General features: G+C 42.0%; 14 protein-coding genes and 1 pseudogene. 3 read left to right on the forward strand and 12 right to left on the reverse strand.

Annotated features, from left to right (window positions below):
* Window positions 1-27: 27 nt before the first annotated feature.
* Window positions 28-1256 (forward strand): annotated as a pseudogene (locus L0B70_RS02395) (dicarboxylate/amino acid:cation symporter).
* A 60-nt stretch (window positions 1257-1316) separates the two neighbouring features.
* Here the strand turns inward: L0B70_RS02395 and L0B70_RS02400 are convergent.
* From L0B70_RS02400 to L0B70_RS02440, 9 genes are all read right to left on the reverse strand, one after another.
* The gene (locus L0B70_RS02400) at window positions 1317-3827 is read right to left on the reverse strand and encodes a M1 family metallopeptidase (RefSeq protein WP_235142728.1); all 2511 of its coding nucleotides are present in this window, start codon (window positions 3825-3827) and stop codon (window positions 1317-1319) included.
* Between the two features lie 38 nt (window positions 3828-3865).
* Window positions 3866-4090 (reverse strand): hypothetical protein, encoded by a 225-nt coding sequence (locus tag L0B70_RS02405; protein WP_235142729.1) that lies wholly within the window; start codon window positions 4088-4090, stop codon window positions 3866-3868.
* Window positions 4091-4166: 76 nt separating this feature from the next.
* Window positions 4167-4961, reverse strand: coding sequence for a thymidylate synthase (locus L0B70_RS02410; RefSeq protein WP_235142730.1), 795 nt, complete (start codon window positions 4959-4961; stop codon window positions 4167-4169).
* 68 nt (window positions 4962-5029) lie between these two features.
* Window positions 5030-5470 (reverse strand): hypothetical protein, encoded by a 441-nt coding sequence (locus L0B70_RS02415; protein ID WP_235142731.1) that lies wholly within the window; start codon window positions 5468-5470, stop codon window positions 5030-5032.
* A 53-nt stretch (window positions 5471-5523) separates the two neighbouring features.
* Window positions 5524-6096 carry a hypothetical protein gene (locus tag L0B70_RS02420; RefSeq protein ID WP_235142732.1) on the reverse strand — a complete coding sequence of 191 codons (573 nt, stop codon included), beginning with the start codon at window positions 6094-6096 and terminating at the stop codon, window positions 5524-5526.
* 65 nt (window positions 6097-6161) lie between these two features.
* Complete coding sequence (locus L0B70_RS02425; protein ID WP_235142733.1) at window positions 6162-7508, reverse strand: alpha-amylase family glycosyl hydrolase; 1347 nt, start codon at window positions 7506-7508, stop codon at window positions 6162-6164.
* A 112-nt stretch (window positions 7509-7620) separates the two neighbouring features.
* Complete coding sequence (locus tag L0B70_RS02430) at window positions 7621-8202, reverse strand: plasmid pRiA4b ORF-3 family protein (protein WP_235142734.1); 582 nt, start codon at window positions 8200-8202, stop codon at window positions 7621-7623.
* 134 nt (window positions 8203-8336) lie between these two features.
* On the reverse strand, window positions 8337-9371 hold the full coding sequence (locus L0B70_RS02435; RefSeq protein WP_235142735.1) for a cell wall metabolism sensor histidine kinase WalK: 1035 nt from the start codon (window positions 9369-9371) through the stop codon (window positions 8337-8339).
* Between the two features lie 9 nt (window positions 9372-9380).
* A complete protein-coding gene (locus tag L0B70_RS02440) occupies window positions 9381-10058 on the reverse strand; it encodes a response regulator transcription factor (protein WP_235142736.1) in 678 nt (225 codons plus the stop codon).
* A 189-nt stretch (window positions 10059-10247) separates the two neighbouring features.
* Between L0B70_RS02440 and L0B70_RS02445 the strand changes: the two genes are divergently transcribed.
* Both L0B70_RS02445 and L0B70_RS02450 read left to right on the forward strand, forming a co-directional pair.
* Window positions 10248-12851 (forward strand): TonB-dependent receptor plug domain-containing protein, encoded by a 2604-nt coding sequence (locus L0B70_RS02445; protein ID WP_235142737.1) that lies wholly within the window; start codon window positions 10248-10250, stop codon window positions 12849-12851.
* Between the two features lie 31 nt (window positions 12852-12882).
* Window positions 12883-14103, forward strand: a complete 1221-nt coding sequence (locus L0B70_RS02450) for a hypothetical protein (RefSeq protein ID WP_235142738.1) — start codon at window positions 12883-12885, stop codon at window positions 14101-14103.
* Window positions 14104-14207: 104 nt separating this feature from the next.
* Here L0B70_RS02450 and L0B70_RS02455 read toward each other — a convergent pair whose 3' ends face one another.
* From L0B70_RS02455 to nadE, 3 genes are all read right to left on the reverse strand, one after another.
* Window positions 14208-14495, reverse strand: coding sequence for a barstar family protein (locus L0B70_RS02455; RefSeq protein WP_235142739.1), 288 nt, complete (start codon window positions 14493-14495; stop codon window positions 14208-14210).
* Between the two features lie 61 nt (window positions 14496-14556).
* Window positions 14557-15078, reverse strand: coding sequence for a ribonuclease domain-containing protein (locus tag L0B70_RS02460; protein ID WP_235142740.1), 522 nt, complete (start codon window positions 15076-15078; stop codon window positions 14557-14559).
* A 606-nt stretch (window positions 15079-15684) separates the two neighbouring features.
* Window positions 15685-16473 carry an NAD(+) synthase gene (gene nadE / locus L0B70_RS02465; protein WP_235142741.1) on the reverse strand — a complete coding sequence of 263 codons (789 nt, stop codon included), beginning with the start codon at window positions 16471-16473 and terminating at the stop codon, window positions 15685-15687.
* Between the last annotated feature and the right edge of the window lie 92 nt (window positions 16474-16565).

The raw sequence follows: 16565 nt of genomic DNA on the forward strand, positions 1-16565 counted from the left end.
CGTATATCTTTGAGGAAATATTTATTGATGAAAACCATTCTGAAAAATTATTCCGCCATTATTTTGCTTCTGGGCGGCATCACCATCGGAAGTTTAATAGGAATTTTTGTTCCGGACGCTGTGATTTACCTGAAACCGCTCGGTGATATTTTTCTTAATTTACTTTTCGTCAGCGTAGTTCCGCTCATTTATTTTGCGGTGGCAAATTCCATCGCGAGTGTAGAACAAGGTGGAAAATTTGGAAAGATCATTTTCTCGATGATCATTACCTTTCTTTTTTTATCATTGTTGCGGCTCTTTTCACCGTCGCCGTTGTTTACTTTTTTCCGACGGAAGCTTTGCCGTCGACTTCGAAAGAAGTCATTGAAACTTCGGGCGATGAAACGTGGGGAAACCGCATCGTCAACTTTTTCACGGTCGGGGAATTCACCGATCTTTTTTCGCGGAAGAACATGCTTGCGTTACTCATTTTTGCTTTTTTAACCGGCGCAGCTGTTCGGAAAAGCGGTGAGGCAGGAAAAACTTTCCACCTTTTTTTGGCTTCGGGTTACGAAGTGATGAAAGAACTCTTACTTCTTGTAATGAAAGGTGCGCCGATTGGTTTGGGCGCCTATTTCGCGTATCAGGTCGCGACGATTGGGCCGCAGCTTTTCGGATTCTACGCCAAACCACTTGGATTATATTATGTTTCCGGAGTCGTTTATTTCCTCCTTTTCTTTTCGCTGTACGCTTTTTTGGCGAAAGGGAAAAGCGGCGTTCAACAGTTCTGGACTGCCAATATTTATCCAACTTTAACGGCGATTTCTACATGCAGCAGCTTCGCGACGATGCCGGCTAATTTGCAGGCCGCAGCAAAAATCGGAATTCCAAGTTCCATTGCAAATATTGTAATACCCATTGGCAGCACGCTGCATAAAAACGGTTCCTCGATGTCGTCCATCATTAAAATTTACGTCGCCTTTTTAATAATTGGCGAAGATTTTTTCGATCCGATGAATCTCGTTTTGGCCTTAGGAATCACAATTTTTGTGAGTATCGTTGCAGGTGGAATCCCAAATGGCGGCTATATCGGCGAAATGCTGATGATCTCTGTATATCAGTTGCCCGTGGAAGCGATTCCGGCGGTGATGATTTTAGGAACCTTGGTCGATCCTTTAGCCACTGTTCTAAACGCCACGGGTGATACCGTCGCGGCCATGTTGGTGACGAAAATTTCTGGGGCTAAATTTGAGACGCCACATGAATTCGCGCCTTGATCTCAATAAAAAAGGACTTCCGAAAATGGAAGTCCTTTTAGTATCAATTATTTTTAACGTTTATTTATACGCTTCAATGGTTTTGTTGATCAGATCGATTTGCTGATTGATGGTCGGACTCGAAGGATTAGCTTTTAAAACAAGCATCTTTTTTGCGAGGCCATCTTTCAGGATTTGCACGATCATCATTTTAGCCTGCGGATTTTGACCAATCTGGCCTTTCACCTGCGTTAAAACTTTCGTTACATTTTCCGTGGATTTCAAATTATCAGAACTCATGATCCAGTTGTAACCTTCTTCGGCAACGGCTCCCAGTTCAGGTTTCTGAAATTTGATGAACGGGTAAAATGCCGCCGTGGACGCAATTGCGGGCATTTGCTTTTCGATTTTGTTTTTAATGATCGTCGGCATCAATTCGGCAATTACATCGTCGCTGGCACCTTCCAAATCAATTTTATCAGCTAAAGCCGCGACGCGCGCGGGATCGATCGCCGCAATTGCAGAAAGGGAATTGGCCTTCACGGAGTTGGAAAGAGCATTCATTCCTTTTTCGAAAAGCTGCAGATATTTTTTGTCTTTTGTTTTTCCTAAGGCCGCAATCGCCGCGCCCTGAACCAAAGTTTTCGGATCGCCGGAGGCCATTTTTTCAACTTCGGAAAGAGCGGCCTTTGACTGATCTGCTTTAGATAAATCCAATCCATTCAAAGCTTTCATGCGGATTCTGAAATTTGAATCTTTTAACGCTGCGGCCAAAGTTTTTAAAGCTGCAGGATTTTTAGCTGCGTTCTCCGCCGCATTTTCTACGGCATTATATCGGCCTAAAAAATCTTTGGACCCAGAATATTGAACGAAATACTGTTCCGGCGTTTTCGTATCGGTAAATTCGGCAAGCAAAACTCCATCTGCGTTGATGTTGACCAGTTCCGGATTTTTACCCACGGAGAATGTGAAATCGTTTTTCTCTTTCGCGCTTACCCAAACATTTTTGCGGGAAGGTTTTCCGTTTTCGAAAACATCGATCGCTAAAGGAAACTCGAAATTTTTTCCAATTTGAGTTTGTGCCACCGAAACCGTGATCTCCTTTTTAACAGGCTCGAACGTCGTTGTGTAAGAAATTTTCGGGTGACCGCTGTCGAAATACCATTGGCTGAAGAACCAGTTGAGATCCTTCCCCGAAACTTTTTCCAGAGAAAGCCGGAGTTGATGCGCTTCGGCGCTGCCGTATTCGTTAGTTTTCAAATAATAATTAAGGCCGGCGAAAAACGCATCGTCGCCTAAATAATTCCTCAACATATGAAGAATTGCGCCGCCTTTATTATAAGAAACACCATCGAACATATCTTCGCGCGAGTGGTAATTGAAACGGACCAGATCTTTTGAAATGTTGGACGGATCCAACATATAACCTTTACTTTCTTTCATCAACCCGTAATCGGCAAGGTCTTTTCCGTATTTATGCTCATTCCATAAGTACTGAGAATAATTGGCAAAAGATTCATTAACCGTCAGATTGCTCCAACTTTCTGCAGTGACGAGATCACCAAACCAGTGGTGAAACAACTCGTGCGCGATGGTCTCTTCCCACTTATTTTCGTCGATAAGATCGCCGGGTTTTTGTTGTGCAGATTCCTGATGCAGCGTCGCCGTGGTGTTTTCCATCGCGCCGGAAACATAATCTCTACCCGTAATTTGGGCGTATTTGGACCACGGATAATCATAATTCAATCTTTTGGAAAAGAATTCGATCATTTCCGGCGTGTTGCCGAAGATCTGTTTTGCGTACGGTTCGTACTCTTTTTCCACATAATAATCGACGTCGATGTTGCGCCATTTATCTTTCACCACCGCGTAATCGCCCACGCCCATGAAAAATAGATAGGGCGAGTGTTTTTTGTCCATCACCCAATGATCGGTGCGCAAACCATTCGCTTCTTTTGTAGAGGATTTCATTATTCCGTTGGATAAAGTCACGTACTTATCCGGAACGGTCATGTAAATTTCTTCCGTCGTTTTTTGGTTGGTTTTGTCGATGGTGGGAAACCAGGCAGAACTCGATTCTGTTTCGCCTTGGGTCCAGATCTGCGTAGGTTTATCTTTGTCCGTGCCCTGCGCGTTGATGAAATAAAGACCTTTTGCATCGGAAATTGCGGCACTGCCTTTTTGCGTCACCTCGTTCGGACGCGCCGTATATTTAATGTAAACCGTATAATCCTGATTTCTGTTGTAGGTTTTATCGAGATTTATTTTGAGCATATCATCCTTATATTCATATTTTAAAGGACTTTTGCTGCCATTTTTATCCAGCGCGACTTCATGAATTAACATCGATTTCGCATTCAAAACCAAAGAATCCGTGGGGTAAAAGTACGGCGAGGCCGTGAGCCATTCTTCGCCGCCCATCTGTTCTTTTTGGTAATCGAAATTGACTTTCAGTTTGGTGTGTTTCAGTTCCGTCATTTTCGTGTGCGAAGCTCGGTAAACTTCGGTGCGGCCGGAGGTTTCGGTTTGGGCAAAAACATTTCCGGAAAATAAAATTCCGAGCAAACCGAGAGAGAGAATTATTTTTTTCATGCTTAAAAGAAGAGATTTTTAGGTATGGATATTTATTTTTAAGATTTCTTATTGACGAAAGTTTCGAAAAGATCGTTGACAAAAGATTCGTAATCGCCGCTTTTCAGTTGCTCTTTGCTTTTCGTCACGGCTTTTTTAAGATCGCTTTCCTGATTGGCTTCATCGATGATCTCCACGGATTTAATGCCTTTAATCTGAATTAAAAGTTCTGCCAATTTGCCAAGATCTGCGTTATCGTCGATGTTTATTTTTAAGGATTTCATTGATCGATTGGTAGGTTAATTTGAGGAAAAGTTACAAAAAAAGTGAAGCATCACTGCCTCACCTCGGTATTCTGTTTCAAATCGCGACCGGCGCTTTTATTCCAGGCTCCGGATTGTAATTTTCCAACGTAAAATCCTCAAAATCAAAATCGAAAATATCTTTAATAGCAGGATTGAGTTTCATGGTGGGTAAAGCTTTCGGCGTTCTTCCCAATTGTTTATGAACCTGATCGAAATGATTGTTATAAATATGAACATCGCCGAAAGTATGCACATAATCGCCCACTTCTAAGTCGCAAACCTGCGCCACCATCATTAAAAGCAAGGCATAACTCGCAATATTAAAGGGAACGCCGAGAAAAACATCGGCACTTCTTTGATACAGTTGCAGCGACAATTTGCCGTCGACTACATAAAACTGAAAAAGCGCATGACACGGTGCTAGAGCCATATTCGGGATTTCTGCGGCATTCCAGGCAGAAACAATGAGTCTTCGCGAGTCCGGGTTTTTCTTGATCTGATCGATAACATCTGTAATTTGATCGATTATTTTTCCGTTCGCACCCTCCCAGCTTCTCCACTGCGCGCCGTAAACGGGACCAAGATCACCATTTTCGTCGGCCCATTCGTTCCAAATAGAAACGCCGTTGTCGTTCAGGTATTTAATATTGGTGTCGCCTTTTAAAAACCACAGCAATTCATAAATAATGGATTTTAAATGTACCTTTTTTGTCGTCACGAGAGGAAAACCTGCCGACAGATTGTACCGCAGCTGATGCCCGAAAACGCTGCGCGTGCCGGTGCCGGTGCGGTCGGTTTTATCGGTTCCGTTATCCAATATATGTTGAAGAAGATCGAGGTAATTTTGCATTTTTGAAATAAATAATAAGTGGTGAGCAATTTAAAAAATCATTTAATAATTTGCAAAAATAGAGATTTTTACCACACCTCCTGAATCGTTTGTCTGGAATTGTTCAGGAAAATTTCTGCGCCCTTCTTTTTTCCGGACAATACTTTTCCTAAAGGACTTTCCATAGAAATCACGAAGATTTTCTTTTCATCCAAAGTAACCTCACCCAAAGAAACAGCGATAAAAAAGAAACCTTTCTCCGTTTCGACCAAACTTCCCAATCCAACTTTTTGGTGAAGGTTGGTGTTAATAAACTGCAACGAAGTTCTGGCTTTTATGTTTTCGTTGAGCTGAATCTGGAGGTTGTTGATTTCCTGCTGCACCATTTCGCGCGTGGTTTCGTACTTGTCGCCCATCGAACTTTTTGTTTCGTTGTTGGAAGCGCGCGTTTCCGAAATCAGGCGTTCCAAATTATCAATTTTTTCGGCTAATTTGTTTTGAATGATGGTGATGAGTTGAGATTTGTTCATTTTGTTTGGGAGAACCCTTTCAGCCTTCAGAAGGCTGAAAGGGTTGTTTAATTTTAAGAATTTTGATGACAGAAAATAAAATTTTCTTTCCCATCAAAGTATTCAAGTACTTTACGTCGCTGAATTTTGGTAGGAGTATTGGAAAGGATCGTTCGATAAGAACTCCACTTATAGTCTTCTGTATTTTCGACAATTTCATTTATTAGCGGAATATGATGAATATGCAAAATAGTTTGCTTCAACTGATTATCGTCCAGAATAAGTTTTCTTTCAAAAGGTTTCTCCAGCAAACTTCCGGATCGCCTGTACCGCTTATTAATTGCTAAAGTGTAGGCATTAAAAAAATGCGAAAACTGTCTGGAAGCATCAAAATCTTTCGGTTTATCGACTGTCGAATACGTAAAATCGGCATATACCAAATCCTCTTTTTCTTTAATTCTGACTACGAGATGAAATCGATTTCGCAGTAAACAATAACAGTAAATTTCCGAAACCGGCAGAATATATTTTGCAAGAAGTTTTAAGAAATACCGATAATTTTCCTCTTCAAAGAAAATATCTTCACTATTATTTCCCTTGTTGAAAATATGATAAAATCTGCCAAATTCTATTTTTTCAATCTGCATTTTGTTAGCTTTAACTGGTCTCGCAGAACCCTTTCAGCCTTTTGAAGGCTGAAAGGGTTAAGTTCTTATTTCTCAAAAACAGCGTAATCGCCGACTTTCATTTCAAAACTTTTATCGCCGGAAAAGTCCCGTTTAGTCTGATCGAATACATTTTTGAAAGAGCCGGAAACATTCTCATCATTAAGCGTAAAATTAACGGGATCTTTGGACATATTCAAAACCACCAGAACCTCATCTTTTCCATTTTTACGGACGTAAGCTAAAATTCTATCGTCTGCGGAAGTTCTTAAAAGATAGGTCGTAACGTTCGTATCGCCGCCGCGTAACGCGGAGTTGGAAGATTTTAAATTAAGCAATGTTTTGTAGAACGGCGCCATCTTATTGTTTCCATTCCAATTTATAACATCTTTTTCGAAGAATTCCAAACGTTTCATGTTCGGCAGTTCCTGTCCGGAATATAGAAGCGGGATGCCGTTCCACGTCGCGGAAAAGACAGCTAAAGGTTTCGCAACGACGCCATATTTTTCATATTCAGTGCCGTTCCACGTATTTTCATCGTGATTCGTCGTAAACCAGGCGCGCATGGAATTTTCGCCAAGGGCGGAATATTTCATCAGCAGATCTTTCAAATCCGACAGCGGCAGGTCTTTCTTGTAGTAATCTTCCGTTTTGTGCATCCACGTCCAGGAATAACTCGCGTCGAAAACTTTTCCATACTCCGGATTATCGAGTTCATCAAACTCGCCAATAAAAAACAGGGGTTTAATTTTTTCAACTTCCGGTCGTGCCTGTTCCCAGAAATCCACTTCTACCCAACTTGCCAGATCGCAGCGGAAACCGTCGATATTGGTTTCGCGGACCCAAAATTTCATCGCCTCGATCATGGCTGTTCTCATTGCCGGATTTTTATAGTCGAGTTCTATAATATCATCCATTCCAGACGCGATGTGGAACTTGCCGTCCTCATCGTGGAGGTAGTAATCGGGATGAGAAACCGTCCAGACGTGATCCCAACCGGTGTGATTTGCCACCCAGTCGATAATTACTTTAAAGCCCATTTTGTGCGCTTCATCCACCATGTGTTTAAAATCGTCCATCGTTCCAAATTCGGGATTGATGGAAACGTAATCGTGCGCGGCATACTGGCTTCCCATGCTTCCCTTTTTCACTTTTTGAGAGATAGGCGTGACGGGCATGAACCACAACGTTTTCACGCCCATTTCTTTCAGACGCGGCATTTCTTTTTCGAAGGCGCGGAACGTTCCTTCTTTTGTATATTGTCTTACGTTAACTTCGTAAATATTGGTGTTGTGTTTCCACTCTTGGGGCGAATCGGTCATTTTTGAGGATTTTTGGGTGGTACAGGAAAGAATTCCCAAACCAATAATGGCTAAAAGAAGGAGTTTTTTCATTCTTGATGATTTCTGACAAATGTATTATATTTAAATGTAAATCAGAAATCACGGATCTTTTGCGCACCGGTTTTAAGCAGAAAAAAACCTCTGAAATCAGAGGCTGTATTTTTTAAATATCGTCGGTAGTATCGTCATCGAAATCATCTTCGAAGTCGTCTTCATCCTCCTCATCGAAATTGTCGTCGTCTTCGTCGGCAAAACTTGTAGAGTTGAATTCGTCTTCAAAACTGCCAAAATCATCCAGCAAAGGAATTACAGCACTTTTACCGTTTTTCTTCGCAGTTTTACTCGGCGCTTTCAGGGGCATATTTCCGAAGCGGAACACGGTAATCGGATAATTAACTGCGGGTTTTTCATCATGTTCTTCTATCAATTCGCAGAAAAACTCCCACAAATCCATAAAACCATACTGAAAATGTATTTTATCGCCCACGTTTTCGAAGGCTTCGCTAAGATAAATATCGCTCATAATTTCCCCGTCGCCATCGTCGCTCATGTCTTCCAACGGAACCGATTTTAAGATTACGCCATCTTTATCTAAAATATTGAAGATCGACAAATCATCGCCCATAAGACTGAATGCACTTTTGATTCCCAAGTGCAGATTCCAAAGATTTTGTTTTTCTTTGATCTCGATATCTCTAAAAATATCATCTTTGGTGTCTAAAATTACACGGATCTTATAAATCATTTTTTTCCTTTAAAATTTAGGGGGTTACTTTTTTTAAGATTACTTTCAGTTACAAATATAGAACAATTGAATTTTGGCAAAAAAAAATTTAAACCCTTTTTTTTCAAAAAGTTTTGCTTACATTTTGCCGCTTTCTAAATGCTTTTTTCGAGCAGAAAACTGAACTGTGTACCTTCCAGATAAACGCTTTGAACGGAAATATTCTCGCCGTGTGCCTCCAAAATATGCTTCACAATGGCGAGGCCGAGACCGGAGCCGCCGTCTTTGCGGTTTCGGCTGCTTTCTACGCGGTAAAAGCGTTCGAAAATCCGCGGCAGATTTTCGGGTTTAATGCCCATTCCGTTGTCTTGGACTTCTACCAGAACTTTGTTGCGCAAAATATTTGTTTTGATGATAATCTGCGCTTTATCGCGGTTCGCATAATGAATTGCGTTCGAAATTAAATTGATTAAAACCTGAGAAATTTTGTGTTTGTCGGCATTCACAAGGATCTGCGTGGCGGAAGTTTCCAGCTGTATTTTTGAATCTTTTCTTTGCGCCTCCAAATCGAGCAGATCGATGATTTCGCGGATGAGCAGATTGATATCGAATGTCGTTACATTTAAGATAATTTCACCGGATTCGTACTGATTAATCATGTCCAGATCTTTCACGATGGTGAGCAGGCGTTCGACCGATTTGTCGATTCTTTCCAGATATTTATCGCGGATGGCGAGGTTCTCCACGCCGCCGTCAATCAGGGTTTCCACATAACCTTGAATGGAAAAAAGCGGCGTTTTCAGTTCATGCGAAACATTGCCGATGTACTCTTTCCGATACTTTTCCATCTCCTTCATCGTGTCGAGTTCGGTGGCGTTTTTCTGACTGAATTCCGTGAACCTTTCTCCAAGTTCTTTAAAATTCAGATCGTTATGATCTTCCGTCGCGAATTCTTCAGGTAAGATCGTAGAAATCCTCTGAATCTGTTTTTTGCCGTAAAAATTAAAAAGATAGTCCAGGATCACATAATTGATGCCGAAAATAATTACCACGCACCAGATAAAAGTGAGATAAAACGTACTTTGGTCGTGAACGAGCCTGTCTTTCGTATAATCGAAAACCAACGCTACGAAGGACATGGCGATGGTAAGAAAAACAGAAGCGAGCAAAGTAAGTTTGTGAATCCGCATGAAACAAATTTACACAACTAATTTGTAACCGATTCCTTTTAAGGTTTGAATGGTGTTGATGCCCAGTTTTTCGCGCAGTCGTCGGATGTGGACATCAATCGTTCTTTCGCCCACGATAACTTCGTTTCCCCAGACTTTTTCCAGAATTTCGTCGCGTTTGAAAACTTTATCGGTGTTCGAAGCTAGCAGATAAAGCAGATCAAATTCTTTTTTCGGCAACATAAAAAGCTGTCCGGCTTTGGAAACGCGAAAATTGTCTTTATCAATGATGAGATCGCCGATTTCGATGTTTTTTGTGGAATCCGAGATCTGGGAAGTCAGCTGCAAAAGTGCATTTACTTTCGAGGTCAGGACTTTCGGTTTGATGATTTTCACGATATAATCGTTTGCGCCTGCCTGAAAACCCGCGAGTTGGGAAAATTCTTCGCTGCGTGCGGAGAGAAAAACGATGAGGGTTTTTTGTAGTTCTTTAATCTTGCGCAAATCCTGACACGTTTCTATGCCATCTTTTTCGGGCATCATCACATCTAACAGAATTAAGTCTGGAATAATTTCCTTTGCCTTTTCTATGCCTTCCGTTCCATTGGCAGCGGTAGAAACTTCGTAACCTTCTTTCTCCAAATTATAGGAAAGGATTTCCAAAATATCTTGCTCATCATCAATTAAAAGAATTTTTTTCTGTTTCATTTTAAGTTTTTACCTCTCAAAATTAATCAAATTTAACATTGCAAATTCAGGCAACTAAAATGTTAATAATTAATTAACACCGGCGGTATTCTGTTCAGAATATCTTAAAACAAAGTTAAAACTGAGGCAACACCGAACTGCAGCGCAATTTCTTCCTTTGCATTGAAATAGAAACTAATAAAAGAAGAAATGAAAATCAGAAAACTGAGTATTGCCGCATTTTTCCTAGTCGCCTCAGGTGCCTTATACGGACAGGTGGTGGAAAGAGATACGGTGCAGAAGGAAAAAAATATCGAGGGCGTCATTATCCGCGGGGTTGGAAACAAAAAATCCGAAACCGCTATTTTGCTCGATCAAAAAAAGGCGATCATTCAGAAACAGGCGATCGGGGCGGAAGAAATTGCGAGAAAAGGAATTTCCAATGTGGAACAGGGACTTCTGAAAATTACTGGCATCACCACCGTGGAAGGCCGCGGTCTGTTTGTTCGGGGTCTGGAAGAGCGCTACAATACTTTATTGATTAATGGTTTGGGTTCGCCCTCCAACAATCCGTTTCAGAAAATTATTGCTTTAAAACAATTCCCAACCGACGTGGTAGGAAAACTGAATATCTATAAAACCTTTAACACCAATCTTTACGCGGATTTTGCGGGCGCCACGTTCGATATTGAAACCCTGACGATTGACCGTGCTTTTTCTAAGGTTGAATTTGGGTTTGGATATAATACACAATCGACCTTCAAAAATTTCAAAGTTAATCCCAACGCGTACACAATGAAAGGTTATGCGGGGCTAAACTCCAGAGACCGCCAACTTCCGGATGAAGTAAAAGATTTTGTGCCTACCAACTACAATTTTACGCCTGCGCAGTCTGTAAATTCCTTTAAAGACGGCTGGAATGTGGACAACATCAAAGCTTTGCCCGACACTCATATCGGCTTCACGACGGCGCAAAAATTAAAAGTCGGCGAAACATGGAATTTAGGTTTGCTTTTTTCTTTGAATCAGGAAAGCAAATACGAAACGACCAGCGGCAATAAAAACCAGTTCATCTCTTTGCAAACGGTAGGAAAAATGAACAACGACCTGCACCGAAAGCAGTATCTGTACGAACTGGAATCTTCGGCGATGCTGGGCCTTGCTTACAAAAACAAAGACCTCAACGTCGGATTGAACGCTATTTATTTGCAAAACGCTACGAATTCTATATCAGATTTTGTGGGCTATAAAGACCAAAAAGAACAGGACGCGGGGAAACGCTTTTTTCGCGTGGACCAGATGGACCTTTCCAGATTTTTGGATGTTCAGCTTTGGGCGAGCCAAAAAATTGGAGACCGCCACCTCTTTAAGGTCGGTGGAAGTTGGGTGAAAAATAATTTTCAGCAGCCCGACCGTAAAATTTCTGAAGGCTACCTGACCGGCAATCCAAACGAAGTTGAAATGACGTTCGGCGGAAACAACCTGATCCGCCAGTATCTTGATGTTGACGGCAACGACTACTTTTCGGGCCTCGCAGAATATTCGGTTTTTTTGGGGGAAAAAGGAAACCGCCAAACCTATCCGTGGCAAGTTGCGCTGGGTTACAACGGTTTTGCAGATCACCGCAGCAATTCCTACCGTTTTATTGCGTCGAGCATTGATAATGTTGACTTAAGGACGGTGACGGTGGATATTGATCATCCGCAGGAAACGTATGACAACTACATTATGAACGGTGCTTTCCATTTTAAGGAAGAAACCAACGAAAATGTCTACCGCTCGAATTTATATCAATTCGTAAATGCAGGTTATTTGAACCTCAACTTCAAACCGGACGATACCTGGGACTTCCTTATTGGCGGCCGCGTAGAGAACAACATGAACATCACGAGATATAAAGAGCAGAGCGACAGGGAATTTAACAGTCTCACTCGAAACCAGTATTTCATTTTGCCTTCATTTTCAGTTAAAAAAGTGCTGAACGATAAATCCAACATTCGCTTTGCCGCGAGTAAAACCATTACGAGACCTATTCTTATCGAGTACATGCCGATTACGTACATCAATCCCGATAACGAAAATATTCTGGGAAACAAAGATCTCAAAAACAGCGAAAATTACAATCTCGACTTCAAGTATGAATTTTTTCCTACGAATAAAGAATTGTTTGCGCTAAATCTTTTTGCCAAAAAAATCGACAACGCGATAGAAAGAAGTTACACCGCTTCCGGAAATTCAAATGGGGTGGCGATTACCTTTTTCAATGCGAAAAGTGCCGTTCTCGGCGGCGCCGAATTAGAAGGAATCGTGGATCTGTCCAGAATTTCGGAATCTTTAAATCAGTTCAGTCTCGGCGCCAACGCTACCTTTATGTATTCGAAAGTTGACAGAAGCGCCGAAGAACTGGAGCAGGAAAAACCGCTCAACTTTTCGGGTGAACTGAAGGACAGAAAACTTCAGGGTGCGGCACCGTGGACCATGAATGCGGATTTAAAATACGAATTCCGAAATGGCCAAAATCTGCCCCAAACCGCCTCATTAATCTACAACGTTTCGGGCTCGAAAATCTACACCGTGGGAACGTCCGGGCTGGATCATATCTACGAAAGACCTTTTCATCAACTCGATTTGGTGTATAATGCGCAGCTTACGAAAAACTGGAATTTAAAAATGGGAATACTAAACATTTTAAACAGCGCTTATAAGCTGGAGCAGGGCGACGACGGCTATATTCCTTTGGACGTACGGACCAATATTCACACGGATTACCAACGCGGTACATCGGTTACCTTCACCGCGGGCTATACATTTTAAAAAAATAAATCAAAAAAAATAAAAAAATAACATGAAAAAGAACATTTTATCATTGCTTTCTTTAGCAGTAATACTTTCGGTAACCTCCTGCACTGTAGAAATAAGAGAAGACGCCGATATGAACGGCGGCGGCTCCACAGGCGGCGAAACTACAGGCGCGGTTCTCGACGGAACAGGAACGCTGACGGGAACTTTAAGCAAGAACACTTTAGTAAAAAAAGGAAATTATTCCCTGGAAGGAATCGTGAAAGTTCCGGAGGGAATTACTTTAACCATCGAAGCCGGCGCCACTTTCACGGCGAAAACTTCGGTTGGAAGCAGTTTGGTTGTTTTGCAGGGCGGAAAAATAATGGCGGCAGGAACAGCCTCGGAACCCGTCGTTTTCACTTCAGACAATAAAAAACCCGGCGACTGGGGCGGCGTTACTTTGTATGGAAATGCTCCTATAAAAGCCATCAACGGCGCCTCCAAAGCCCTTTCAGAAGATGGTAACAACGTGTATTACGGCGGCGACAATCCCAATGACAACTCTGGAAGTCTGCAGTTTGTCCGCGTGGAATACGGTGGTAAAAAAATTGGCGACGGAACTTCCGAAACCAATTCCATGACGTTTTATGCTGTAGGCGCCGGTACCGTTTTGGAAAATCTCGTTTCTTATAAGGGAACCGACGATGGCTACGAATTTTTCGGCGGCACCGTAAGCGGCAAAAATCTGGTTTCTTACGGCAATTACGACGATGCTTTCGATTGGCAGGATTCCTGGAGCGGACAAAATAACAGCAATTGGTTTGCTTACCAAACCGCCGTCGGAAATTTTGGAATGGAGATCGAATCCTCCGGAAACGCTGATAATACGGCACCCAAAGTGAATGGTGTAACACTGATTCGCGCGGCCGGAACAAAGCCGGAAACTGCAGGCTCCATTGAAATTTCTGCAATCCAGTTCAAAAAACATGGTTCCGGAATTTTTTCTAATGTTTATATCGATGGCTATAAAAACACGGATGGCAAAGAAGCTTTCGCGGTTTTAATTCAGGATGCGGCTACGGAGACCGAGCAGGTTAACAAAGGAAAAGTGGTGGTTTCTCCCGTTAATCACGTGAATTCCGACAACCTTAATATCTGGGGGTACGCATATGCACCAAACGGTGGTAAAACCTTTACCAGCGACGCCGCTGTGAAGAAAGTAGCCTTAACACCTGGAAACTGGGCCACCGTAAACGGCGTGGATTTGCTCGCCGCTTTAAAATAAATTTTTCATTTTTTCTTCCTATCAAAGAAGACCACCGGATTCGGTGGTTTTTTTATTTAAAAGTTTAAGTTTTATCCAGCACGATTTACAAAAATAAGTCGGCCTTACTCTTCGTCGCCATACTGCACGAGAAAATAGGAAAAAGTAAAGTCTTCGATTTCTTCGTCGGCATCTTCCAGCATCACGAGTAAATCTTCGAATGTTTCGAGCTGTTCCACGCTCATATTCACAAATTCAATATGCAGCGGAAGCTCCAGAACTCCGGTGATGGCGTCGTAAAGCGCATCCAGATTATCGCCGAAAAATTCGGGCAGCGTCAATTTTTCTTTGAGCTGTGCATAGAAATCGTCGTAATCTCCGAGGTCTGTAAAGTCGATATAAATGGTTTTCATTTTATTGGTAAGAATTGTGTGTTGATTGATGAATTTATTGGAACTTTTTACTTGGTCTTTTTTATTGTTTCTCGAAAGACCGGTAATGATTTTTCGTTAAATATACGTCGCCGTTTTTGGTGTAGACAATGCGGTCGGCATTGCGGTTGCCGCAATTGTAGTTTACGTCCGCTTCATAATATTGGCTGTTGTTTGGCAGGTGTTTTTCGCGGTTGCTGAATTGATCGCCGCCGATGGCTTTGCCGGGTAAGACATCACAGAGATTTCCTTTGGAAGCGATCCAGCCGCTTTTTCGCGCTTCGGATTTCGTAATGTAACAATCTGGGAGTCGGTGATTGCTCTTCACGAACTCAATAACTTTACTTTCTGCAGTGAGTTCATCTATATTTGCGGGGTTATTCGAAAGATCAGCTTCTTTTATTTCGCTGAGGTTTTGGGTATCACTTTTCGACGTGATTTCCAAGTTGGAGGCATTGGGATTTTTCTTTTCAATGTTATAATTGCTAAAAAAGTACATGACCAGAAACGCCAGAAGCAGGCCAATGATAAAAAAGAGGACAAGTTTGATATTCGCTCTGTTCATTTATTTTTAATTAAAATTTTATACCCGTTTATTCATTTTATCTTTCTCCACCGTCACTTCGAGTAGCGAAGCGTATCGAGAAGCTCCATAAAAGGTCTCGATACAAAAGCATTCTTCGCTTCGCTTCGAAAGATTTCACTCGACCTGACGACTGTTTTTTCTAAATTAACCTTCACCGTCACTTCGAGTAGCGAAGCGTATCGAGAAGCTTCATAAAACGGTCTCGATACAAAAGCATTCTTCGCTTCGCTTCGAATGATTTCACTCGACCTGACGATTGTTTTTTCTAATTCAATCTTCACCGTCACTTCGGGTGGCGAAGCGTATCGAGAAGCCTTCATAAAAAGGTCTCGATACAAAATCATTCTCCGCTTCGCTTCGGATGATTTCACTCGACCTAACGATTGTTCTCTTAATCGAATTTCACCGTCACTTCGAGTAGCGGAGCGTATCGAGAAGCTTCATAAAACTGTCTCGATACAAAATCATTTTCCGCTGCGCTTCCAATGATTTCACTCGACCTGACGACTTTTTTCTTAATCGAATTTCACCGTTACTTCGAGTAGCGAAGCGTATCGAGAAGTTTTGCTCGGCACAACACCTATTCTATCGCCACTCTTCCGGAATATCGCACACCGGAATGGGTTGAATTTTATGCTGCGCCGCTTTATTCATGCGGCTGAAAATTTTAAAAACCTCCAAATCCCGACCCGAATAATCTGCTTCGGTCTTCGTTCCCCATTCTTTCTGAATTTTCTCCAGTTCCGGATACGTCGCGCCAATCTGTTGTTCATCGGTGCGGTCCACATCCCACAAACCATCTGTTGGAATGGCATTTTGAATAGATTCCACCAAATCCAAAGATTTGGCCAGGGCGTAAACTTCCGTTTTGTAAAGGTCTGCAATAGGGGAAACATCAACGCCGCCATCGCCATATTTGGTGTAAAAACCAACGCCAAAATCTTCAACTTTATTTCCGGTTCCGCAAACCAAAAGGCCGTTGATCTGGCCGTAATAATATAAAGTCAGCATGCGCAAACGTGATCTTGTGTTCGCAAAAGCGAGTTTCTCTGCGGGAAACTCCGTGTCGTTCACATTGAAAGTTTTGTAGAGTTCTTCGAAAGCCGGCGTTAAATTGACCGAAATCGCCTCTACATTTTCGAAACGTTCCTTCAGTTGATTCATGTGTTCCCAGGCGCGGCTGACTTCTGCTTCTTTTTGACGGATGGGCATTTCAATCATCAAAACTTTTAAACCCGTCATAGCGCAAAGTGTGGAAACTACGGCCGAATCTACGCCGCCGGAAACACCAATCACATATCCCTTTACGTTCGCTTTCAGCGCATAATCTTTCAGCCAGGAAACGATTTTTTCTGTTATTTTTTCTGTCTGCATGTTTCTAATTAATGATGAAAAGGATTAATTTCAGACGGAAGTGAATCCCTAAATTTTCCTTATTTTTGCGTTTCTTAATTCTGATGTAAAAA

Source organism: Kaistella sp. 97-N-M2 (genome assembly GCF_021513235.1).
Lineage (GTDB): Bacteria > Bacteroidota > Bacteroidia > Flavobacteriales > Weeksellaceae > Kaistella.